This window comes from Cytophaga aurantiaca DSM 3654, assembly GCF_000379725.1.
GTDB lineage: Bacteria > Bacteroidota > Bacteroidia > Cytophagales > Cytophagaceae > Cytophaga > Cytophaga aurantiaca.
Map to the genome: position 1 here is coordinate 62,570 of NZ_KB903654.1, position 18,341 is coordinate 80,910.

Genomic DNA, 18,341 nt, shown 5'->3' on the forward strand with positions numbered 1-18,341 from the left:
GATTTTTTGTCCAAAAAGCCGAAGATACCATGCAGATGAATGGTAGAAAATTTTCCCCTAAATGTAATTCAAGCTGGAAATACCGATAAAACTGACCACCTATTTTACGGGCGAAGAAGTTGAGCTCGTGGTTTGTATTGGGTAGTTTTTCAAATGTATAAATTAAAAGGTCTTGTGTTTGCACACAAGACCTTTTAATTCGTAGACTGGAGGAGCCGAATTTCGAACCAATTATTTAATAATTTATTGAAATTTAATCAATTACTACGAATCCCATTTTAAAAAGTGTTACAAAACTATAATCTTATCAAGCAACTATATCGACTATTGGAAGCTGAATATCATTTCACAATGTCTTTAACAATTTTAAATAACTTTTTATCATCCAGTGCAGAACCACCTTTCTATTCATCGTTATCTTCTGGTTTAGGCTCAACATTAGTTTCAACTTTCGGAATTTTATGTTCTTTTTCATCCCATTCCTGAACCAACCTAACTTCATCTCTTCCTAGCTGCTCATAAAAATTATGAACTTTGTCAACAATTTCTTTGGTCAAAGAAGGAGGCATTTCAGCTCCTGACTCAATCTTAGGCTCCTTTTTTTTCTCAGCTTTTGGTTCATCTTTGATTGCAGGTTTTTCTTCATCAGGTACTTCTTTTACGGATTCTACTTTATCTTCGTGACCAACTTCAGGCTGAGCTTCAACCTTAGTTTCAGGTTTAGAATCATCTTTTGTTTTAGATTTTATATCCTCCTTTGCTTCGGTTTTGGGTGCTTCTTTTGTTTCAGGTTCTGCTTCACCAATAACTAAAGGCTCTTAATCATTTTTGACCTTGTCACCTGTTCCATTTTTAACTTTTAATAAACTTGCGTTTATAGCAACTACAACAGTACTCAAAATCATTAATCCTGCTCCCATTGCCGGGGTGAGCATGATGTTCAACTTATAAAGAACACCTGCCGCCAAAGGCAATGCTACTATATTATAACCCGTAGCCCACATTAAATTCTGAATCATTTTTCGGTAAGTTGCTTTACCGAAAAGAATTAAACTCACAATATCTTTCGGGTTACTATTTACTAAAATTATCCCTGCGGTTTCAGCTGCAATATCACTTCCGCTTCCTACTGCAATACCAACATCAGCTTGTGCCAATGCAGGAGCATCATTAACTCCGTCACCGGTCATTGCTACAAACTCGCCCTTAGCTTGTAATTCCTTGATTTTCTCTAATTTTTGATTTGGCAATACCTCTGCAATAAAGCTGTCCATCCCTAATGTCTCACTTACACTCTTAGCAACTTTATTATTATCACCAGTAAGCAATATTGATTTGATATGGTTTTCTTTCAAGGTTTTTATAGCTTCTGCTGATTCAGGACGAATTTTATCAGACAAAGCAACATATCCTATCAGTTCGTTGTCCATCAATACGAATACTATCGTTTCTGTATCATTAGCTGTAAAATCTTTAGGAAGTTCAATATTGTTTTCTTTTAAATAACCCGGACTAACAACCAGTATCTTTTTACTTTCTACAGTTGCTTCAACTCCTTTACCAGTGATGGCATTAAAATTTTCTATTGATGGAATAACAATTGACAGCTCCTTTGCCTTTTGTAGAATCCCAGTTGCAATAGGATGTTCGGATTGTTGTTCTAATGCTGATGCCAAACGTATGATTTCATTTTCATTCCGTTCGCTTTTCAATGAAATAATTTTTGACACTTCAAATTTTCCAACAGTTAGCGTACCTGTTTTATCAAACACTATTGTGGTAATTTTTCTTGAATTCTCAAATGCCGTTCTATTCTTTATCAATAAACCATTTTTTGCCGATAAAGCAGTAGACTTAGCTACGACGAGGGGTACAGCTAATCCTAATGCATGTGGACAGCAAATTACGATTACCGTAACCATACGTTCCATTGCAAATGCTAATGATTCACCTGTTAAGTACCAAAATAGAAATGTAGAAATACCAGAAACAATTGCAATGAGGGTTAACCATCTCGCAGCCGTATCTGCCATCAATTGGGTTTTGGATTTTGATTTTTGTGCGTCCTCTACCAATTTAACTACCTGAGAAAGAAAAGAATCTTTTGCAGCATGAGAAACGGTAACCTTAATAGAACCATTTCCATTAATTGATCCTGCAATTACTTTATCTCCTTTTATTTTTTTTACAGGAGTTGATTCTCCCGTGAGCATAGATTCATTTAAATAACTTTCCCCTTCCAGTATGATTCCATCCGCTGCAACTTTTTCGCCTGGTTTAACAAGGATTATATCATTCTCTTTCAAGGTATCCGTTTTTACATCATGAACCTTATCGGACATTACCATATGCGCATCGGCTGGCATGAGTTGAACCAATAGCTCTAATTCTCTTGATGCCCCGGCAATGGATTTCATTTCAATCCAATGTCCTAAAAGCATAATCAAGATAAGGGTTGCCAGTTCCCAAAAGAAATCCTCACCTTTCAATCCAAATACAATTGCAGTGCTATAGATATAAGCAACCGTAATGGCAAAAGCAATCAAAACCATCATGCCCGGACTTTTTGTTTTTACTTCATTCACAAATCCTTTTAAGAATGGCCAACCACCATAAAAAAACACACCTGTTGATAGTCCAAATAAAATATATGGTGAACCTGTAAACTGCCAATCAACTCCCATAAATTTTTGTATCATGGTTGATAAGAGCATGATTGGAATGGTAAGTATGAGCACTACCAGAAACCGTCTTTTGTAATCGGCAATCATTGCATGGTGGTCGTGTCCTTCATGTCCCATTGTCGGATTGCTACCTTGTTTCATATTGCTATGGTTCATTTTTGAATGATCCATTTCTGGGTTCTTCATTTTTTGTTCTTCCATGATTTATAATTTTGGATATTTGAGTTTAAGTGATTCGAGGTGTTCGGTAATGATTTTTGCTACAGCGAAGTTGCGATACCAACGCTTATCTGCCGGAATTATGTGCCAAGGATGGTTATTACATTTTTTTATTAGCATATCATACACCTGGATGTATTCATTCCATTTATCTGCTGCCTTCTTATCTTCTTTTGCATATTTCCATCGTTTATGTGGCTGGGTAAGCCGTTCCTGAATCCGTTTCTCTTGCTCTTCCTTTGAAATGTGTAGAAATAATTTCAGTACATGAATATTATTTAAAGCAAGATGCTGCTCAATGGTATTAAACAATTCACAGCGATGATGAAGATTTTCTTTTGTAAGTTTTTCCATAATAGATGGAACTAGAATATCTTCATAATATGAACGGTTAAAAACCTCTATCATTCCTTTGGCAGGAAAGTGTGAATAAATCCTCCAAAAAAAATCATGTTGCAACTCTTCTTCCGTTGGCTGCTTAAAAGATTTTACCTGTATGCCCATCGGATTCATGCTTGTCATTACATGGCGAATGGTTCCGTCTTTCCCTGCTGTATCAACACCTTGAATAATTATAAGGAGTGAAAAACGCGCATCTGCGTAAAAAATATTTTGAAGTTCAAAAAGCTTTTCATGAAAAGCTTTAAGTTTCTTTTTACATTCTTTCTTAGAATATTTATCGGTCGGTAAAGTAGGAATATTTCTGAGTGCTGTCATTTTTATTTCGATTTGAATAGGTTAAATACTGGTTTTTTATTCATATTTTTTTCAATTCTATTGTAAAATAACTCACGTATGATTTCCAGAATTGCTCTTTCAAAAAACCTTTTCAATCTTGTAAAAACGATTAACAGACTGATTTTATTTTTATATATTTTTTTTACCTACTTTAAATCCGCCTCAAATCTATACAGCAAATACTACCTATTTAATGGCGAAATTAACAATCGTAAACCGATTTTTAGTTTAAGATACGGTACCATATCAAAGGGTGAGAAAATATCAGTTAGTAATTCTAAGTCTCTGTCGGCACCAAGAGTTTATTGCGTCAAATCATTGGAACCGATTGGGAATCTATCAAATTTTCAACTGAATTCAATTTCAATAAAACGTTTGTCTAATACCTAAACTTTCATTCGTTTTCGCTATAGAGTTCGCAGCTTTTTCTTCCAAGCCTGTTAATGCTCGGATGGCATCAATAGTCTCTGGTATTACTATTGCTTGGTTGTCCACTACATATGCATAAAATAATTCGTCATTTACTACAGTAAGCATATCTTTCCATATAACCACTTCATACATATCACCATAAGGGCGACCAATTGTAAGCATCAACTCTTTAATGGTATTATTAGCGGGCAGACCATCACCATATTCAATCATAGCAATGCGAGAAGAACGACTAAATGCATCAAAAACCTCTTCTTTTGATGCATTTCTAGTTAACTGAATATTCCAGTAATGTAGATGGCTTAATGTTTCCGGAACTTTAACAGCAGCAGTAATAACGTCTAGGGAAGGATCAACACTATTGGCATCAGGTCCCTGATGGCTTGGGATTTCTTTTTCAGGAAGCAATGTATTCATGATACCACCCAAATGACTTTCCCAGGCATCGGTTGCCCTGCGTAATAATGTACCCCTTGCTCTTTTAAGTAAGCCAGCGGTTTTTAGAGCAGTAAGCGTGCGGACAATAGAAGTGGTATTACAGGAAACAACACGGGTGCAATCAAGTCCCAAAGCTGTTTCGTAATTATTTTCTGCATTAAACGAATGTCCTGTTACTTCATGCTTTTCACCACCCTCAACAATAAACTTCAACTTTGCCTGCCGATATTTTTCTATGTTTTTTGCTGCAATACTTTTAGGCGTACAATCCACAATTATATCGCAATTAGCAATAAGGTCATTAAGATTTCCAAGCACTTTTATACCAGCTTCAACCATTTGTTTTTTGAAGTCATCATTAAAAGCATAAACAGGAATTTTTTTTTGCTCAGTCACTTTAATACGCCAATCTGAAACTACATCACAAATTCCAGCTAACTCCATGTCGTCCTGTAAGGATACAGCATCAGCTACCCGTTTGCCTATAACTCCATATCCATTTATTGCTACTCTTATTTTTTTCATAATGTATTATCCTCATTTATGTCGTAATGCACATCTCTTTCAATTTTGTAAAATTAAAATCATTCACACATTCTTTATTTTGACATATTCGTTCTTAAGAATTATTGTAAATCACTTACAAAAGATTTTTCTTCTCCTGGTATTCTTCATTCGTAATTTGCCCAGAAGCAAATCGTTTTTGCAAAATATCAAGTGGGGAATCTTTTCTCTTTCGCTGGCCTGGAACATCATAAGGCATTGCGAAAATCCAAATCATAAACATTATCCAAACGAACCACCAAACAAGGTGCATTCCCCAAACGTGATAACCATCGTACATCATAATTTTAGTTATTAAATAGTTAATTTATTTGTTTAAAAATTTATATTGTAGCTACGGATTTGCTTTTTTTATCCGTTGTTTTTACAATTTTTTTAATGAATGTTTTAACATCCTTTTCATTTTTTGTGGAGAGTTCTGCTTTGTTAACCGTAATTACTTTTTTAATTGCTACAAGCAGTTTTTCCCTCAGGGCTTTCCTTTCAACTTTTTTCATATGGATATGTTTGAAACATTTTTTTTAATTGTATAATGTCCTGCTTTTTTTAGTTGGCTTTGTAATTCGTCAACATCAATATCTTTATCCATAGTGATAATTGCTCCTTGCGGATTCAGATGAACTTCAGCTTCTGTAACATCTGGTACTTGCAACAATGCTTTTTTTACATTGCTCACACAACCACCACAACTCATTCCCTGTATTGTATATTCCTTTTTCATAATATTTGTTTTTTAGGTTTTTTTATTATTTCTGATACAACGACAATTTATTTCATTTTGCTCATGTCCATTCCTTTCATGTCGCACATACCCATATCATTCATTGATTGCATACTTTTCGGATGCTCTTTCATTGAACCAATCATCATATTACATTTTGATGTATCCATGTCGCACATTTCCATAGTTTTTCCCATCATGGTTTTGCACATAGCCGTATCGTCCATACACATATCCATCATATTACCCATCATTTTTGTTCCAATGGATTTATCTTTTTTCATCATTTCGAATGAAGCTGAGGTAATTTCCTCACCATGTTTTGCTTTCATGGCAACCATAACTTCTTTCATGTAGGCATCGTTGTCCATAAGTTCTGTAATTACTTTTGCCCTAGTATCTGCATTGCTAATTTCATTTACAGAGTTGTTGCTGCATTGCGTAAACGAAAATATCGTTGCAACGGCAAATAAGATTGTTGTTGTTTTCATTTTTGTATATTTAGTTTATTATTTTTTATGGAATGATGCATTGTATATACCAGCGATGCAAGCACCGATGAGCCAGCAAAGAATAAATGTTTGCACAAGACCTAAGATTACTTCAATAGCTGAGATATTCATTCTGATTATTGAAGAAACATCTATGCCATGTAATAATGTATTGAAAAATTTCACTGAACTGTTGTGTCCTAATATAAGCATGACCAATGCACAGCCCAAGTATAACAATGCACCTGTTAAACCGAATGCTAAACCGAATTTTCTAATGTTGATGTGATTCATGATTTTCTTTTTTAGTGCTTTCAGAATGTTCTTTGTGTTGTCCGTGATGCATTGGCATTAATAAATGACATGCAAACATTCCAACTATAAAAATCAGAAAGGTCCAGTTTCCCGTTATACCCAATATTGGCAATAAGAAAATAAGTAACAGTGGGACTGTACAACCTATAATCATCCAAAAGATATGATTTTTCATTTTTATGAAATTTTAATTGAAACAAGATGAATGAATCAGATTGTTTTAAAAATGATGAAAACCATACTGTGGTATGATTTTCATCATAAATCATTATTAAAATTTTTAAGCGTTTTGCAGGTTGTTTGTTTTACTCATTTTGCTACATTCATCAGCACATTTTCGACATGCGTCCGCACATTTTTTACAATGTTCCAAATGTGTATGTTTTTCACATTCGGTAGCACAGGCAATACAAATCTCTGCACATAAATCGCAAAACTTATTTACAAAATCGATTGTGTGTTTGTCTGACCTTGCCATAAAAGCAGCAGCCGTGCGGCACATGTCCGCACAATAGCGATCAAGCTCAATACATTCTGCTTGCTTTGCAGCATCTTTTTCGTTTGAACATGCAGTTGCACAATGTTCGCACTCTGATGCACAGTCGTTGCAGGCATCAATACATACTTTAAATTTTTCGTGACTCATAATTCTTCTATTTAGCGTTATAAATAAATTTTCACAACAGCATCAAGGTAACCCCATTAATTAGAGCGAGCATTATATAACCAAGGATATAAGTTATACATTTCACACATTCAGAAGTTTATTTAAAACTGTTAAAAATTGTGTTATGATTTAAGAAGAAATAATTTGGTATAGTGACTAAATATAATTTGATACTAAAAAAATATTTTTTTGATTATACAATTTTTTATTTTCCAGTTATTGAGTTATTCGATAAGCTTTATTATGACAGAGTTCATCTAAGCCATATTGGATTTAATTTTAGCAAAATCATGATTATCGCCTACATGCCTCATTGAAAGATTATGCCTATCAGACCTATGAGAGTTTTCATTCGCATTATCAACATGTTTAAATAAAACCAATGTCATCCCGCAAATAGGACAATTACCTGGTGTATCCTGCAATATCTGAGGATGCATTGAACAGGTATATTTAGGTGATTCAGTGTGATGTTTCATATTATTATTTTATTTGTGAAGCTTGTAAAGAGTTTGTGAAGCTTGTAAAGAGTAAGTGCTATTGCCCAAGTAAGTGTAAAGATCATTAACAACCATTTAAAGTCTGAACCAATTAAGAAATTCACTACGGTCATCAAACCAATTGAACTAATGCCTGCAAATAGTAAAATAATAAACACCCCCTTAATGCGGTCTTGGAAAGAAGTAAAAGAAATAAAAACAATCAATGTACCAGTCGTAAAAATGTAGCCGCCCATTACCCAGAAAACCTTTTGTGTCCAATTCAAAAGTCCAGGAATAATATGTTCTATATTTTGCCTTGTAGAACCCATATAATTAAAATCTTCTGGGAGCAATGCAGGTCGCATAAAAACAAAGTACAATCCCATCACAATAAGCTGAAGCCCACCTATTGCTAGTATTAGTGTAGCGTAATGTATTTTTTTAAACATAACGCTTTCTCATTATTAAGGAGATACAAACTTGGAAATGTATTTATAAGTCTAAAAGTAAAGGCATCCTATAATTGACTGCCTTTACTTTAGACTTATAATTTTTTCAGAATTTAAATTACTTCATTAACATATCCTTCTGCATGCAATGAGCAAGGCAGCCAGCCTGAGCCTTATAATTATTGTGAACATATGCAACTACCTTACCTGATTTATCATACACTTCACACTGATCACCCTTGGTAGGCTTTACTGTATATTCTACTTCTCCGTTGATATTATGAAAGTCACCATTTTTAGCAGCTTTGCCTAAAATTTTACCATCGGCATTAACTAAATTTCCTTGTTTGTCAATAAAAGCAACTTTTTCACCTTTATGATTTTTAATAATGCTGTCTATAGAAATAGTACCAAATGTTGTTCCTGATTTGTCTTTTATAACTCCAGAAGCATCTACTTTAACTGGAAATTGTGATTTGTAGTTTTGTGCAATTGCGCCACTTATTGAAAGTGAAAAAACAACCATGGTGAGTATTAATATTTTTAAATTTTTCATGATAAATTTGTTTTAGTTGAATAAAATGGTTTACGCTACAAACTTAATTGATTATTAAATTTCAGTAAATGAGAAATATTTTCCAGTTCAATGACAGTTATCATTTTAAGAACATCATTTTATTCACATATAATGTTAAACCTTATACTTATTGCACTATCATATAGTCCTAATCTGTTATATTTTATCATTCTTGGTTAAGTTAAAATGAAGAACGACAACTATGGGGTTAAAAGATTTAGTTTAGAATTGTTTATTTTTACAAATAACATATAATAATGCAAGCATATATTATAGGTAAACCATTATAAATTAGATTATTTCCACTATTATTAAATTTCGTTCTTTAAGGCTGATATCCAAAAGTTTTGTAACTCTTTCCTATTAAAATATAACAATTATATATTTTATATTGTATTACTTTGTCATAGATGAAACGACTAATATCCATATTGCTTCTAATTATTTACTTCGCCTTTAATCTAGGCTTAGTATTGAATAAGCATTATTGCGGTGGAAAATTAATTTCGCTCTCTTTTTCTAATATTGAAAACAAAAGCTGTGGTATTTGTGGGTCTAAAAAAATGACCAAAAACTGTTGCAAAGACACACAAACGCAACTTTCAAGTGACGACAATCAGCTAAGTTCACAAACAAATTTTGATTTTCCCGGTATATATTTTAATGCACTATTACCATCTTCATACTTCTTGTTAGAAGCGCCTGTTTATCCAAATAGCATTGATCACTCTGGTCAATTTTATGCATTTGAAACAGGCCCTCCCAAAACACCTATTTACATTACGTTACATTCCCTTATAATTTAATTTTTAATTTTTTATCAGGTACATGGACGCTATTATTGTATAGTGATCATTGTATATACTTTATTACTTTCTCAATCTCTTATCAAAGTCTAAAAAAATGAAAAAGCTAGCTTTTGCTGTGCTTGGCATTTCCTTTTTGGTAATGTCATGCAAAAAAAAGGCTGAAATGGATATGAATCCTTCTCAGTCTCTTAATATTAATTACTCCGTTGCTTACATAGTAAATGGAGGAAGTAATTCCATCTCAGTTATCAAATTATCTGATAATACAGTAAGTGCAACGCTGGATTTAACGACTATGCCTATGGCAGGAATGGGCAATATGTCCACAGGCATTACTTGGCCTCACCATATTTATATAAATCCTTCAAAAACTCAATTAGCCGTTGGTGTACCAGGTATGGATATGAGCGGTGGACATGCTGGAAATATGATGAACATGGCAGGTAAGATTGCTATAGTGAATGCCCTTACCGGAACTATTTCTAAAATAATAGATTTGCCGGTTAGCAATCATAATGCGATATTTTCGCCAAATGGAACAGAAATATGGACATCGCAAATGGAAGAGATGGGAAAAGTTCTTGTATATGATGCTAACAATTATTCTCTTAAAAATACAATCAATGTTAAGATGCAACCCGCTGAAGTCACCTTTTCTTCGGATGGCTCAATGGCATTTGTTGCTAATGGCGGATCGGATACAGTAACTGTTATCAACGTATCCGATAAGATGGTTATGGGACAGGTTAAAGTAGGTGGTGATCCTGTAGGCGCATGGACAGGCGCAGACGGCAATATGTATGTTGATAACGAAGCAGGCCAATCTATTACAGTTATCAAAGTTTCTGATATGTCTGTAGTAACTACTATATCACTTGGGTTTATGCCAGGTATGGCTGCTTATAATAATGCTATGAGCGAACTCTGGGTTACTGATCCTGACAATGGTAAAACACATTGGTATACAAAATCAGGAACTACTTATACTCATGGTGGTGAATTCCCCACAGGTGCTGGAGCGCATGCTATTGCTTTTAGTGCTGATGGAATGACTGCATATATAACAAATCAATCTGCAAACTCTGTTTCGGTTGCAGATGTAATGAACCATACTGAAACGAAAGAAATTCCTGTTGGTACTAAGCCAAACGGTATTACTATAAAATATTAATTATGAAATCTTGCTGCGAAAATGGAAGTCAGAATCCCAATAAAGGTAAAAGGGTTATAAATATGATTTTGTTGGTAATCATAGGGTGCATCTTCCTTTTCGTAGCTTATTTACAATTGTTTTATCCTAACTCTAAATAATAAACCTATGAAAACTAAAAAAGGAATTTTATCCATCGTCTTTGCTCTTATTATTTCCGTGTTTGCATTTAATGTATCGGCAAAAGTAGTGCATAATGAAACATCAACATTTAAAGTATATGGTAATTGTGAGATGTGCAAAAAACGCATTGAAACAGCATTGATGAAAAATAAAAACATCACTAAGGCAACATGGGATGTTAAAACAAAAATGCTTACAGTGGTTTATGATCCACACATGGTAAGTCTGGATGCAATTCATAAAATTGTAGCTGATGCAGGTCATGACACCGATAAAGTTAGAGCCAGTGATGCCGCATATGATAAACTTCCGGGATGCTGCAAATACGAAAGAGCAAAATAACAATTCAATTTCAAAAGAGCTATCTATACTCAAAAGTCAAAACATTTATAAATATTTAAACTCATGTTAATATGAATAAAGTATTTATCAATGGCTCATAAAAAAATAAAATATTCAATTATAAAAAGAAGAAAAATGAAGAAAGTAATTCTAAGTATAACAATTGCAACAATGATATTGACAATTGCTTGTAATGAAAATAAAGAAAAAGTATCTGCAGAATTAAATGAAGAGACCCACGACCATGCAAGTCATGATCACGAAAATACTGCAAAAACTGAAGATAGAGTGATAGAAGCTAGTGATATGAAAAATCCAGCATCTACAGAGATAATTAATGCTTATTTACAAATTAAAAATGCATTAGTTACAGACAATAAAGATGGTGCTGCAAAAGAAGCAACAGCATTATTAACTGCATTTTCCAATTTCGATATGACACAATTGACAGGTAGTCAACATAAAGAATATATGGAAATAATTGACGATGCAAAAGGACATGCAGAACATATTATAAAAAGCCCGATTGACCATCAAAGAGAACATTTTGAAGGTTTAAGTATCGATATCAATGATTTAATAGCGTTAGTTGGTACTGATAAGCAACTTTATCAAGATTTCTGTCCTATGGCAAACGGAGGGAAAGGTGCTATTTGGTTGAGTGAAATCAAAGATATTGAAAATCCATTTTTTGGCAATAAAATGCTTAAATGTGGAAGCGTTCAAAAACAAATTAATTAAATGAAAAAGGTTTTTAAAAGAATTGGCATATTATTGCTTATCATTTTTGTAGGGATTCAATTTATTCCTACAACAAAAAACGAAAGTGATGCTGTATTGCCTTCCGACTTTATTAAAACTTTTAAACCTCCAGAAAATATTAAGAATTTACTTATAAATTCCTGTTATGATTGTCATAGTAATAACACTAAATATCCCTTGTATAATAAAATGCAACCTGTAAGTGGGTTTTTAGAAAGCCACATAAAAAGAGCTAAAACAGAACTTAATTTTAGTGAATTTGGAGACTATTCGAACCGAAAGAAAAAAAGTAAATTAAAATCCATATTAAGCCAAATTAAAGATGATAAAATGCCTCTTCCATCGTATATGTTGATGCATAAGGAATCTATCCTTTCAAAAAGCGATAAATTGGATATTGAAAAATGGTTGACTGAATTGGAACAGTCAACCATTAGTTACGAATGAAAGAACAAAGATATGATAAGTTAACGGTTCAATGACCCACAATCTGAAAGCTTTACACATAAAAACTTGGGCAATCCCAAGATTAACACTACACCTATGGTTGAAAAACTTATATCCTTCTCGCTTAAAAACCGCTTGCTTATTTTGCTTATTTCAGCAGCACTCTTTGCATGGGGGATTTATTCGATTCAAAAAAATCCGATTGATGCCATTCCTGATTTATCGGAGAATCAAGTAATCGTCTTTACCGAATGGATGGGTAGAAGTCCGCAGGTAATTGAAGACCAAGTGACTTATCCACTTGTAACAAACTTGCAAGGCATTCCAAAAGTAAAAAACATCAGAGGCACGTCTATGTTTGGGATGAGTTTTGTGTACATCATTTTCGAAGACAATACAGATATCTATTGGGCACGTACTCGAGTGTTAGAGCGGCTTAACTATGCGCAGAAATTATTGCCGCAAGATGTTTCTCCAACCCTCGGTCCAGATGGTACAGGTGTAGGGCATATTTTCTGGTATCATTTAGATGCACCAAATGTTGATTTGGGCGAACAACGTGCCTTACAAGATTGGTACATAAAATTTGCCTTACAAAATGTACCTGGCGTTGCTGAAGTAGCATCCTTTGGTGGATTTCAAAAGCAATATCAAATTGTTATTGATCCACACAAGTTAACATACTACAATCTTACCTTAATGGATGTATTGAAAGCTGTAAAGGCTAACAACAATGATGTAGGAGGACGAAAATTTGAAATGGCCGATATGGCGTATATCATACGTGGATTGGGCTACATAGAAAATATAGAAGACATTGAAAACATAACTGTCTCTACACGAAATTCTATCCCAATAAAAGTGAAAGATATCGGTAGCCTTCAAATGGGTGGCGACTTGCGATTGGGAATTTTTGATTACGATGGAACAGGCGAAGTAGTTGGTGGTATTGTTGTGATGCGTTATGCAGAAAATGCAGATCAGGTAATTAAGTCCATTAAAGAAAAAATCAAAGAAGTAGAAAAAGGTTTGCCTGAAGGTGTACACATAAAAGTATCCTATGACCGAAGTACACTCATTGAAGAGGCTATTGAATCTGTAAAAGGAACCTTAATTGAAGAATTAATTGTGGTATCACTTGTTGTTATTTTATTCCTTTTCCATTGGCGCAGTGCATTAATCATTATTATACAATTACCAATTTCTGTAGCTGTTGGATTTATCTTACTGGAAGCATTTGGCATTTCATCCAATATCATGTCGCTTACTGGTATAGCTTTAGCGATAGGGGTTGTGGTAGATGATGGTATTGTGATGGTCGAAAATTCATACCGACATATTTCGGAAGAGCAAGAGAAAAAATCAAACATTCTTTAATCAGCCAAACAATGAAAATTATAAAGAAAATATTCAGCAAAAGTGTTGATCCGCTTTCAGACGAAGAACGTTTGGATTTGATTGAAAAGTCATCCAGACAAGTGGGGCCGGGTGTATTTTATTCAACCATCATTGTGATTGCTTCTTTTCTTCCGGTGTTTTTATTAACAGGGATGGAAGGAAAATTATTTCACCCATTAGCGTGGACGAAAACATTCATCTTGATTGTAGATGCATTTCTTGCAATCACCTTAACACCTGTATTAATTTCTTATTTATTAAAAGGGAAATTACAATCGGAAGATAAAAATCCAATTGCACGTGGATTAGAAAAAGTATATACACCTATTTTAGTTTTTTGTTTGAATTGGAGAAAAACAATCTTAGGTATAGTTCTAGGATTACTAGTCATAGGAGGGCTTATGCTTACAAAAATTGGAACGGAGTTTATGCCACCACTTGATGAAGGCTCTATCTTATTCATGCCTGTAACCTTACCAGATGTTTCAAACTCAGAAGTAAAACGTATTCTTCAAATTCAGGATAAACTAATAAAATCTGTACCTGAAGTAGATCATGTATTGGGAAAAGCAGGAAGAGCATCCACAGCAACTGACAACTCTCCTATCAGCATGATTGAAACCATTATCTTATTAAAACCCCATTCAGAATGGCGCACAGGTATTACGAAGAATGATATCATTAATGAATTGAATGGAAAACTTCAGATACCTGGTGTGACGAATGGTTGGACACAGCCCATCATCAACCGCATTAATATGCTTTCAACAGGCGTGCGCACCGATGTAGGCATTAAAGTATACGGACAAGAATTGGATTCCATTTATGTGTTGTCTGAAAAAATTAAAACTGCAATACAAAATATTGATGGAGTAAAAGATTTATATGTAGAACCCATTGTTGGAGGGAAATATTTAGACATTACAATCAATAAAGATGCTATCGGCAGATATGGTTTAACTGTAGACGATGTAAACATGATTGTTGAAAGTGCTATTGGTGGCATGAACATCACTACAACAATTGAAGGTAGACAACGCTTTGCAGTAAATGCACGATTTGCTCAAGCCTATAGAGAAAACATTGAAGAGCTGAAACGTTTACCTGTGCAGACCATGCAATTTGGAACCATCACACTTTCAAGCGTTGCCGACATAAACATTACTGATGGACCACCAATGATTAACTCTGAAAATGCTTTGCTCCGTGGAACTGTACTGTTTAATGTACGCGAGAGAGATTTGGGAAGTACTGTAACAGAAGCACAAGCACAACTAAATAAAATGATTTCAAAAATGCCAAAAGGCTACTATGTTGAATGGAGCGGACAATGGGAAAATCAAATTCGTGCAAATAGAACACTGAAATTTATTTTACCTGTTGTTATACTCATTATTTTTATTGTGTTATATGTAACCTACAAATCAATGAAAGAAGCATTATCTACGATGATTACAGTGCCCTTTGCATTGGTTGGTGGTGTATTTATGGTTTACTTTTATGGTGTTAATCTTTCGGTTGCTGTTGCAGTCGGCTTTATTGCTTTGTTTGGTATGGCAGTAGAAACGGCCATGCTGATGGTAATATATTTGAACGAGGCCATGGAAAAATTGGTGCATGAGAAAGGAAACTCAAGAGAGACAATCACGGATCTTGATGTACGCAACTATGTAATTGATGGAGCAGCTAAACGTTTGCGTCCTAAATTAATGACTGTATCGGTTTCCTTATTTGGTTTAATACCCATCTTATGGTCTTCGGGAGTAGGTAGTGATGTGATGTTGCCCATTACCATCCCGTTAATTGGGGGCACCATAACATCTACTATTTATGTGCTATTGGTTACTCCTATTGTATTTGAATTAATGAAAATTTATGAACTGAATAAACATGGAAAAATTGATGTGCTCGATGTTAAAGAATAAACTCGCTGGACTAGCGCTGCTTATTATGGTATCTGTTTCTTCCAATGCACAGGTGCTAACGTATGATACTATTAAATCTGCCATAATACAATCCAATCCGATGTTGGAAATGTATGCTAACCAAGCAAAATCGTTCGATGCTATGGCAACGGGTGCAAAGGCTTGGGATGCACCCCAGATAGGATTTGGATTCTTTATGACGCCGTATCAAACTTCGTATTGGAAAACACAAACCCAAACGGTAGATGGCATGAATTCAACAATGCCTGCCATGGGCAACTTGATGATTCAAGGAAAACAAATGATTCCGAATCCATCGAAGTTACGTGCAAACCAAACGTATATGCAAGCAATGTCGTCTGTGGAATTAGAAACCCAACGTGCCCAAGCAAATATGTTGTTAGCTGATGCGAAAATGAATTACTATGACATTCAGATTATCGATAAAAAATTGCAGGTATTAACAGAAGCTGAAAAGACGCTACAAGTAATGATCACGATGGGTGAAAAAAATATTGCTTACAATCAAGGATCCTTAGCAAGTATATACAAAGCAAAGTCTCAATTAGCATTGCTAAAAAAAGATCGCTCTATGTTGGAGAACGAACGCAATCAAAAAGTGTATATGATTAATACACTTATGAATCGTGATAAAACTATTTCTTTTACTGTAGATACAACGATAACCATTCAGCAATACGAAACTCAGATTGTGGATACCAGCAACATCATCAGCAATAGAAGCGACCTATTAGCGATTGACAAAAATATTCGTGTAACGCAACTAAAACAGAAAGCAGAATTATACAAAAGCAGACCCGACTTTGGAATTGAATACGGCCATATGTTTTCCTTTGGTGGAAATCCTAACCTGTTTACGTTGATGGGTATGGTTACTGTACCGATTGCACCTTGGTCTTCGAAGATGTACAAATCAAATGTTACTGCAGCGAATTATCAAATCAAAGCGATGCAAAATGAAAAAGCGGCAATCATCAATGAATCCACAGGAAAACTATATGGTTTACAAAACGAAATAAAATCAACCAAATATCAATTGGAATTGTATGAAACTATTTTGTTACCTGCCATTAAAAAAACCTACGATGTTTCCATGATTGCCTATGCACAAAATACAGGTGAGTTATTTGAAACCTTAGATGCTCGTATGAATTTACAAATGACGCAAATGCAGTATTACGATATTTTATTAGAACTCTTAACCTTACAGGCAGAATATGAAAAACAACTTCAAATTTATTAATCAGATGCTCCGCATACTGTTGATACTATTAGTGTTTGCATCCTGCAACAAGGGGAAACAAAACACCATGGATAAAATGGACAACATGGATCATGATATGCATGAACATAGTGCGATGTATTCTTGTCCAATGCACCCAGAAATAACTTCAGACAAACCTGGTACTTGTCCGAAGTGCGGTATGAATTTGGTATTAATTCCTCAAAAAAATAGCATCGATACATTGGCTACATTAATTCAGCCAACCAATCGGGTTGTACTTTCTGAGCTTACCGCTATTGTTCCTTCAACAGAAAATCATGGTGGACGAATTGGTGCATTGGGTTATCTTACCTACAATCCCAATTATGTAAACACCATCAGTGCAAGAGTTTCAGGCCGAGTTGAAAAGATGTATGTTAAATATAATTTTGAAGCCGTAAAAAAAGGACAAAAACTGTTAGACTTGTATAGTCCTGAATTATTAACGGCACAAAATGAATATCTATTCATCCTACAAACAAACGATGCTACAGATGAATTTTCAAAAGTAGCTCTTCGTTCAAAGATGATTAATCTAGGTATGAATGAAAAAGACATTGCAAATTTAGAAAAAACGAAACAAGCAAATGCTAGAGTTTCAATCTATGCAAATGCGAATGGACATATTCATTTTGTATCCGACAATACAGATATGGAAGCACATGCACTCAGTTTCCCAAGTCAAGGAAACACAACAACAATGGGCGGCGGCACAAATACTGCTATGACTGAATTAATCCGTGAGGGCGACTATGTAAAAAAAGGAGATGATCTTTTTACCATTGCAGATGAATCAAGCATCTGGGCATTGTTCAAAGTATTACCTTCTGATATTGGATCTATCCAAAAAGGAGATGCGGTAGATATTATTATCAACGCAACCACCTATTCAGGAAAAGTGGATTTTATTGAAAAGTCATTTAACAATGCCGAAGACTTTTATACCGTGCGTGTATATATGATATGTAACGACCACAGTCAACTAAAAATCGGCACGCTGATCCGAGGTTATATTTCAACAAAAAATAACAAAGAAAAAAACCTTTGGATACCAACTGCTTCGGTGGTTCAATTAGGCAAAGGAAATGCTGCGGTTTTTATTAAAAAACAATTGGCTTATGAAGCACATAAAATCCAAACAGGTAAACAATCATTTGAATGGATTGAAGTATTATCTGGCTTAAATACTACGGATAGCATTGCACCTGTAGCTTCCTACTTAGTAGATAGCGAAGCATTTATTTCAACCGATAATAATTAAAT

Annotated in this window: 22 protein-coding genes; 9 read left to right on the forward strand and 13 right to left on the reverse strand. The window is 34.4% G+C overall.

Annotated features, from left to right (window positions below; all coding sequences use genetic code 11):
- Nucleotides 1-404: 404 nt before the first annotated feature.
- From A3EE_RS21865 to A3EE_RS0113460, 13 genes are all read right to left on the reverse strand, one after another.
- Nucleotides 405-557, reverse strand: coding sequence for a hypothetical protein (locus A3EE_RS21865; RefSeq protein WP_157447024.1), 153 nt, complete (start codon nt 555-557; stop codon nt 405-407).
- 261 nt (nt 558-818) lie between these two features.
- Nucleotides 819-2,885 (reverse strand): copper-translocating P-type ATPase, encoded by a 2,067-nt coding sequence (locus A3EE_RS0113400; protein ID WP_018343957.1) that lies wholly within the window; start codon nt 2,883-2,885, stop codon nt 819-821.
- 3 nt (nt 2,886-2,888) lie between these two features.
- Nucleotides 2,889-3,620 carry a PPK2 family polyphosphate kinase gene (locus A3EE_RS21715; protein ID WP_018343958.1) on the reverse strand — a complete coding sequence of 244 codons (732 nt, stop codon included), beginning with the start codon at nt 3,618-3,620 and terminating at the stop codon, nt 2,889-2,891.
- Between the two features lie 384 nt (nt 3,621-4,004).
- The gene (locus A3EE_RS0113410) at nt 4,005-5,036 is read right to left on the reverse strand and encodes a type II glyceraldehyde-3-phosphate dehydrogenase (protein WP_018343959.1); all 1,032 of its coding nucleotides are present in this window, start codon (nt 5,034-5,036) and stop codon (nt 4,005-4,007) included.
- Between the two features lie 115 nt (nt 5,037-5,151).
- On the reverse strand, nt 5,152-5,358 hold the full coding sequence (locus A3EE_RS0113415) for an SHOCT domain-containing protein (protein WP_018343960.1): 207 nt from the start codon (nt 5,356-5,358) through the stop codon (nt 5,152-5,154).
- A gap of 40 nt (nt 5,359-5,398) precedes the next feature.
- On the reverse strand, nt 5,399-5,572 hold the full coding sequence (locus tag A3EE_RS21870; protein WP_018343961.1) for a hypothetical protein: 174 nt from the start codon (nt 5,570-5,572) through the stop codon (nt 5,399-5,401).
- Nucleotides 5,569-5,796 carry a heavy-metal-associated domain-containing protein gene (locus A3EE_RS0113425; RefSeq protein WP_018343962.1) on the reverse strand — a complete coding sequence of 76 codons (228 nt, stop codon included), beginning with the start codon at nt 5,794-5,796 and terminating at the stop codon, nt 5,569-5,571. Before A3EE_RS0113425 ends, A3EE_RS21870 begins: the two co-directional genes overlap by 4 nt.
- A gap of 47 nt (nt 5,797-5,843) precedes the next feature.
- Nucleotides 5,844-6,287 carry a hypothetical protein gene (locus A3EE_RS0113430; protein WP_018343963.1) on the reverse strand — a complete coding sequence of 148 codons (444 nt, stop codon included), beginning with the start codon at nt 6,285-6,287 and terminating at the stop codon, nt 5,844-5,846.
- A gap of 18 nt (nt 6,288-6,305) precedes the next feature.
- The gene (locus A3EE_RS0113435; RefSeq protein WP_018343964.1) at nt 6,306-6,581 is read right to left on the reverse strand and encodes a DUF5676 family membrane protein; all 276 of its coding nucleotides are present in this window, start codon (nt 6,579-6,581) and stop codon (nt 6,306-6,308) included.
- A 301-nt stretch (nt 6,582-6,882) separates the two neighbouring features.
- Nucleotides 6,883-7,248 carry a four-helix bundle copper-binding protein gene (locus A3EE_RS0113445; protein ID WP_018343966.1) on the reverse strand — a complete coding sequence of 122 codons (366 nt, stop codon included), beginning with the start codon at nt 7,246-7,248 and terminating at the stop codon, nt 6,883-6,885.
- A 278-nt stretch (nt 7,249-7,526) separates the two neighbouring features.
- Complete coding sequence (locus A3EE_RS22135) at nt 7,527-7,748, reverse strand: heavy metal-binding domain-containing protein (RefSeq protein WP_018343967.1); 222 nt, start codon at nt 7,746-7,748, stop codon at nt 7,527-7,529.
- The gene (locus A3EE_RS0113455) at nt 7,745-8,200 is read right to left on the reverse strand and encodes a hypothetical protein (protein ID WP_018343968.1); all 456 of its coding nucleotides are present in this window, start codon (nt 8,198-8,200) and stop codon (nt 7,745-7,747) included. Before A3EE_RS0113455 ends, A3EE_RS22135 begins: the two co-directional genes overlap by 4 nt.
- 118 nt (nt 8,201-8,318) lie before the next feature.
- Entirely contained in the window at nt 8,319-8,756 is a 438-nt protein-coding gene (locus tag A3EE_RS0113460) for a DUF3659 domain-containing protein (RefSeq protein ID WP_018343969.1), read from the reverse strand.
- A gap of 431 nt (nt 8,757-9,187) precedes the next feature.
- Between A3EE_RS0113460 and A3EE_RS21875 the strand changes: the two genes are divergently transcribed.
- The 9 genes from A3EE_RS21875 to A3EE_RS0113505 all read left to right on the forward strand — a co-directional run bounded on the left by A3EE_RS21875 (nt 9,188) and on the right by A3EE_RS0113505 (nt 18,339).
- Nucleotides 9,188-9,583: an HYC_CC_PP family protein gene (locus A3EE_RS21875; RefSeq protein WP_157447025.1), complete on the forward strand. Its 396-nt coding sequence runs from the start codon at nt 9,188-9,190 to the stop codon at nt 9,581-9,583.
- A gap of 97 nt (nt 9,584-9,680) precedes the next feature.
- Nucleotides 9,681-10,757 carry a YncE family protein gene (locus A3EE_RS0113470; RefSeq protein ID WP_018343971.1) on the forward strand — a complete coding sequence of 359 codons (1,077 nt, stop codon included), beginning with the start codon at nt 9,681-9,683 and terminating at the stop codon, nt 10,755-10,757.
- A gap of 147 nt (nt 10,758-10,904) precedes the next feature.
- Nucleotides 10,905-11,261 (forward strand): heavy-metal-associated domain-containing protein, encoded by a 357-nt coding sequence (locus A3EE_RS0113475; RefSeq protein WP_018343972.1) that lies wholly within the window; start codon nt 10,905-10,907, stop codon nt 11,259-11,261.
- 90 nt (nt 11,262-11,351) lie between these two features.
- Nucleotides 11,352-12,002 carry a DUF3347 domain-containing protein gene (locus A3EE_RS0113480; RefSeq protein WP_018343973.1) on the forward strand — a complete coding sequence of 217 codons (651 nt, stop codon included), beginning with the start codon at nt 11,352-11,354 and terminating at the stop codon, nt 12,000-12,002.
- A complete protein-coding gene (locus tag A3EE_RS0113485) occupies nt 12,003-12,470 on the forward strand; it encodes a heme-binding domain-containing protein (protein WP_018343974.1) in 468 nt (155 codons plus the stop codon).
- 96 nt (nt 12,471-12,566) lie between these two features.
- Entirely contained in the window at nt 12,567-13,847 is a 1,281-nt protein-coding gene (locus tag A3EE_RS22190) for an efflux RND transporter permease subunit (protein ID WP_026209769.1), read from the forward strand.
- Nucleotides 13,848-13,858: 11 nt separating this feature from the next.
- Nucleotides 13,859-15,793: an efflux RND transporter permease subunit gene (locus A3EE_RS22195; RefSeq protein ID WP_018343976.1), complete on the forward strand. Its 1,935-nt coding sequence runs from the start codon at nt 13,859-13,861 to the stop codon at nt 15,791-15,793.
- Nucleotides 15,780-17,057, forward strand: coding sequence for a TolC family protein (locus A3EE_RS0113500; RefSeq protein ID WP_026209770.1), 1,278 nt, complete (start codon nt 15,780-15,782; stop codon nt 17,055-17,057). The genes A3EE_RS22195 and A3EE_RS0113500 overlap by 14 nt, the downstream gene beginning before the upstream one ends.
- Nucleotides 17,032-18,339 carry a heavy metal-binding domain-containing protein gene (locus A3EE_RS0113505; RefSeq protein WP_018343978.1) on the forward strand — a complete coding sequence of 436 codons (1,308 nt, stop codon included), beginning with the start codon at nt 17,032-17,034 and terminating at the stop codon, nt 18,337-18,339. The genes A3EE_RS0113500 and A3EE_RS0113505 overlap by 26 nt, the downstream gene beginning before the upstream one ends.
- Nucleotides 18,340-18,341 lie beyond the last annotated feature (2 nt).

Bases quoted from the DNA above. Each gene is read 5' to 3' on its own strand.
- A3EE_RS0113505 (WP_018343978.1), top strand. From the start codon at position 17,032: ATGAAAAACAACTTCAAATTTATTAATCAGATGCTCCGCATACTGTTG.
- A3EE_RS21875 (WP_157447025.1), top strand. From the start codon at position 9,188: ATGAAACGACTAATATCCATATTGCTTCTAATTATTTACTTCGCCTTT.
- A3EE_RS0113500 (WP_026209770.1), top strand. From the start codon at position 15,780: ATGTTAAAGAATAAACTCGCTGGACTAGCGCTGCTTATTATGGTATCT.
- A3EE_RS0113410 (WP_018343959.1), bottom strand. From the start codon at position 5,036: ATGAAAAAAATAAGAGTAGCAATAAATGGATATGGAGTTATAGGCAAA.
- A3EE_RS0113470 (WP_018343971.1), top strand. From the start codon at position 9,681: ATGAAAAAGCTAGCTTTTGCTGTGCTTGGCATTTCCTTTTTGGTAATG.
- A3EE_RS0113455 (WP_018343968.1), bottom strand. From the start codon at position 8,200: ATGTTTAAAAAAATACATTACGCTACACTAATACTAGCAATAGGTGGG.
- A3EE_RS0113485 (WP_018343974.1), top strand. From the start codon at position 12,003: ATGAAAAAGGTTTTTAAAAGAATTGGCATATTATTGCTTATCATTTTT.
- A3EE_RS21870 (WP_018343961.1), bottom strand. From the start codon at position 5,572: ATGAAAAAAGTTGAAAGGAAAGCCCTGAGGGAAAAACTGCTTGTAGCA.
- A3EE_RS0113475 (WP_018343972.1), top strand. From the start codon at position 10,905: ATGAAAACTAAAAAAGGAATTTTATCCATCGTCTTTGCTCTTATTATT.
- A3EE_RS0113445 (WP_018343966.1), bottom strand. From the start codon at position 7,248: ATGAGTCACGAAAAATTTAAAGTATGTATTGATGCCTGCAACGACTGT.
- A3EE_RS0113460 (WP_018343969.1), bottom strand. From the start codon at position 8,756: ATGAAAAATTTAAAAATATTAATACTCACCATGGTTGTTTTTTCACTT.
- A3EE_RS21715 (WP_018343958.1), bottom strand. From the start codon at position 3,620: ATGACAGCACTCAGAAATATTCCTACTTTACCGACCGATAAATATTCT.
- A3EE_RS0113435 (WP_018343964.1), bottom strand. From the start codon at position 6,581: ATGAATCACATCAACATTAGAAAATTCGGTTTAGCATTCGGTTTAACA.
- A3EE_RS22135 (WP_018343967.1), bottom strand. From the start codon at position 7,748: ATGAAACATCACACTGAATCACCTAAATATACCTGTTCAATGCATCCT.
- A3EE_RS0113430 (WP_018343963.1), bottom strand. From the start codon at position 6,287: ATGAAAACAACAACAATCTTATTTGCCGTTGCAACGATATTTTCGTTT.
- A3EE_RS0113415 (WP_018343960.1), bottom strand. From the start codon at position 5,358: ATGATGTACGATGGTTATCACGTTTGGGGAATGCACCTTGTTTGGTGG.
- A3EE_RS22195 (WP_018343976.1), top strand. From the start codon at position 13,859: ATGAAAATTATAAAGAAAATATTCAGCAAAAGTGTTGATCCGCTTTCA.
- A3EE_RS22190 (WP_026209769.1), top strand. From the start codon at position 12,567: ATGGTTGAAAAACTTATATCCTTCTCGCTTAAAAACCGCTTGCTTATT.
- A3EE_RS0113400 (WP_018343957.1), bottom strand. From the start codon at position 2,885: ATGGAAGAACAAAAAATGAAGAACCCAGAAATGGATCATTCAAAAATG.
- A3EE_RS0113480 (WP_018343973.1), top strand. From the start codon at position 11,352: ATGGCTCATAAAAAAATAAAATATTCAATTATAAAAAGAAGAAAAATG.
- A3EE_RS0113425 (WP_018343962.1), bottom strand. From the start codon at position 5,796: ATGAAAAAGGAATATACAATACAGGGAATGAGTTGTGGTGGTTGTGTG.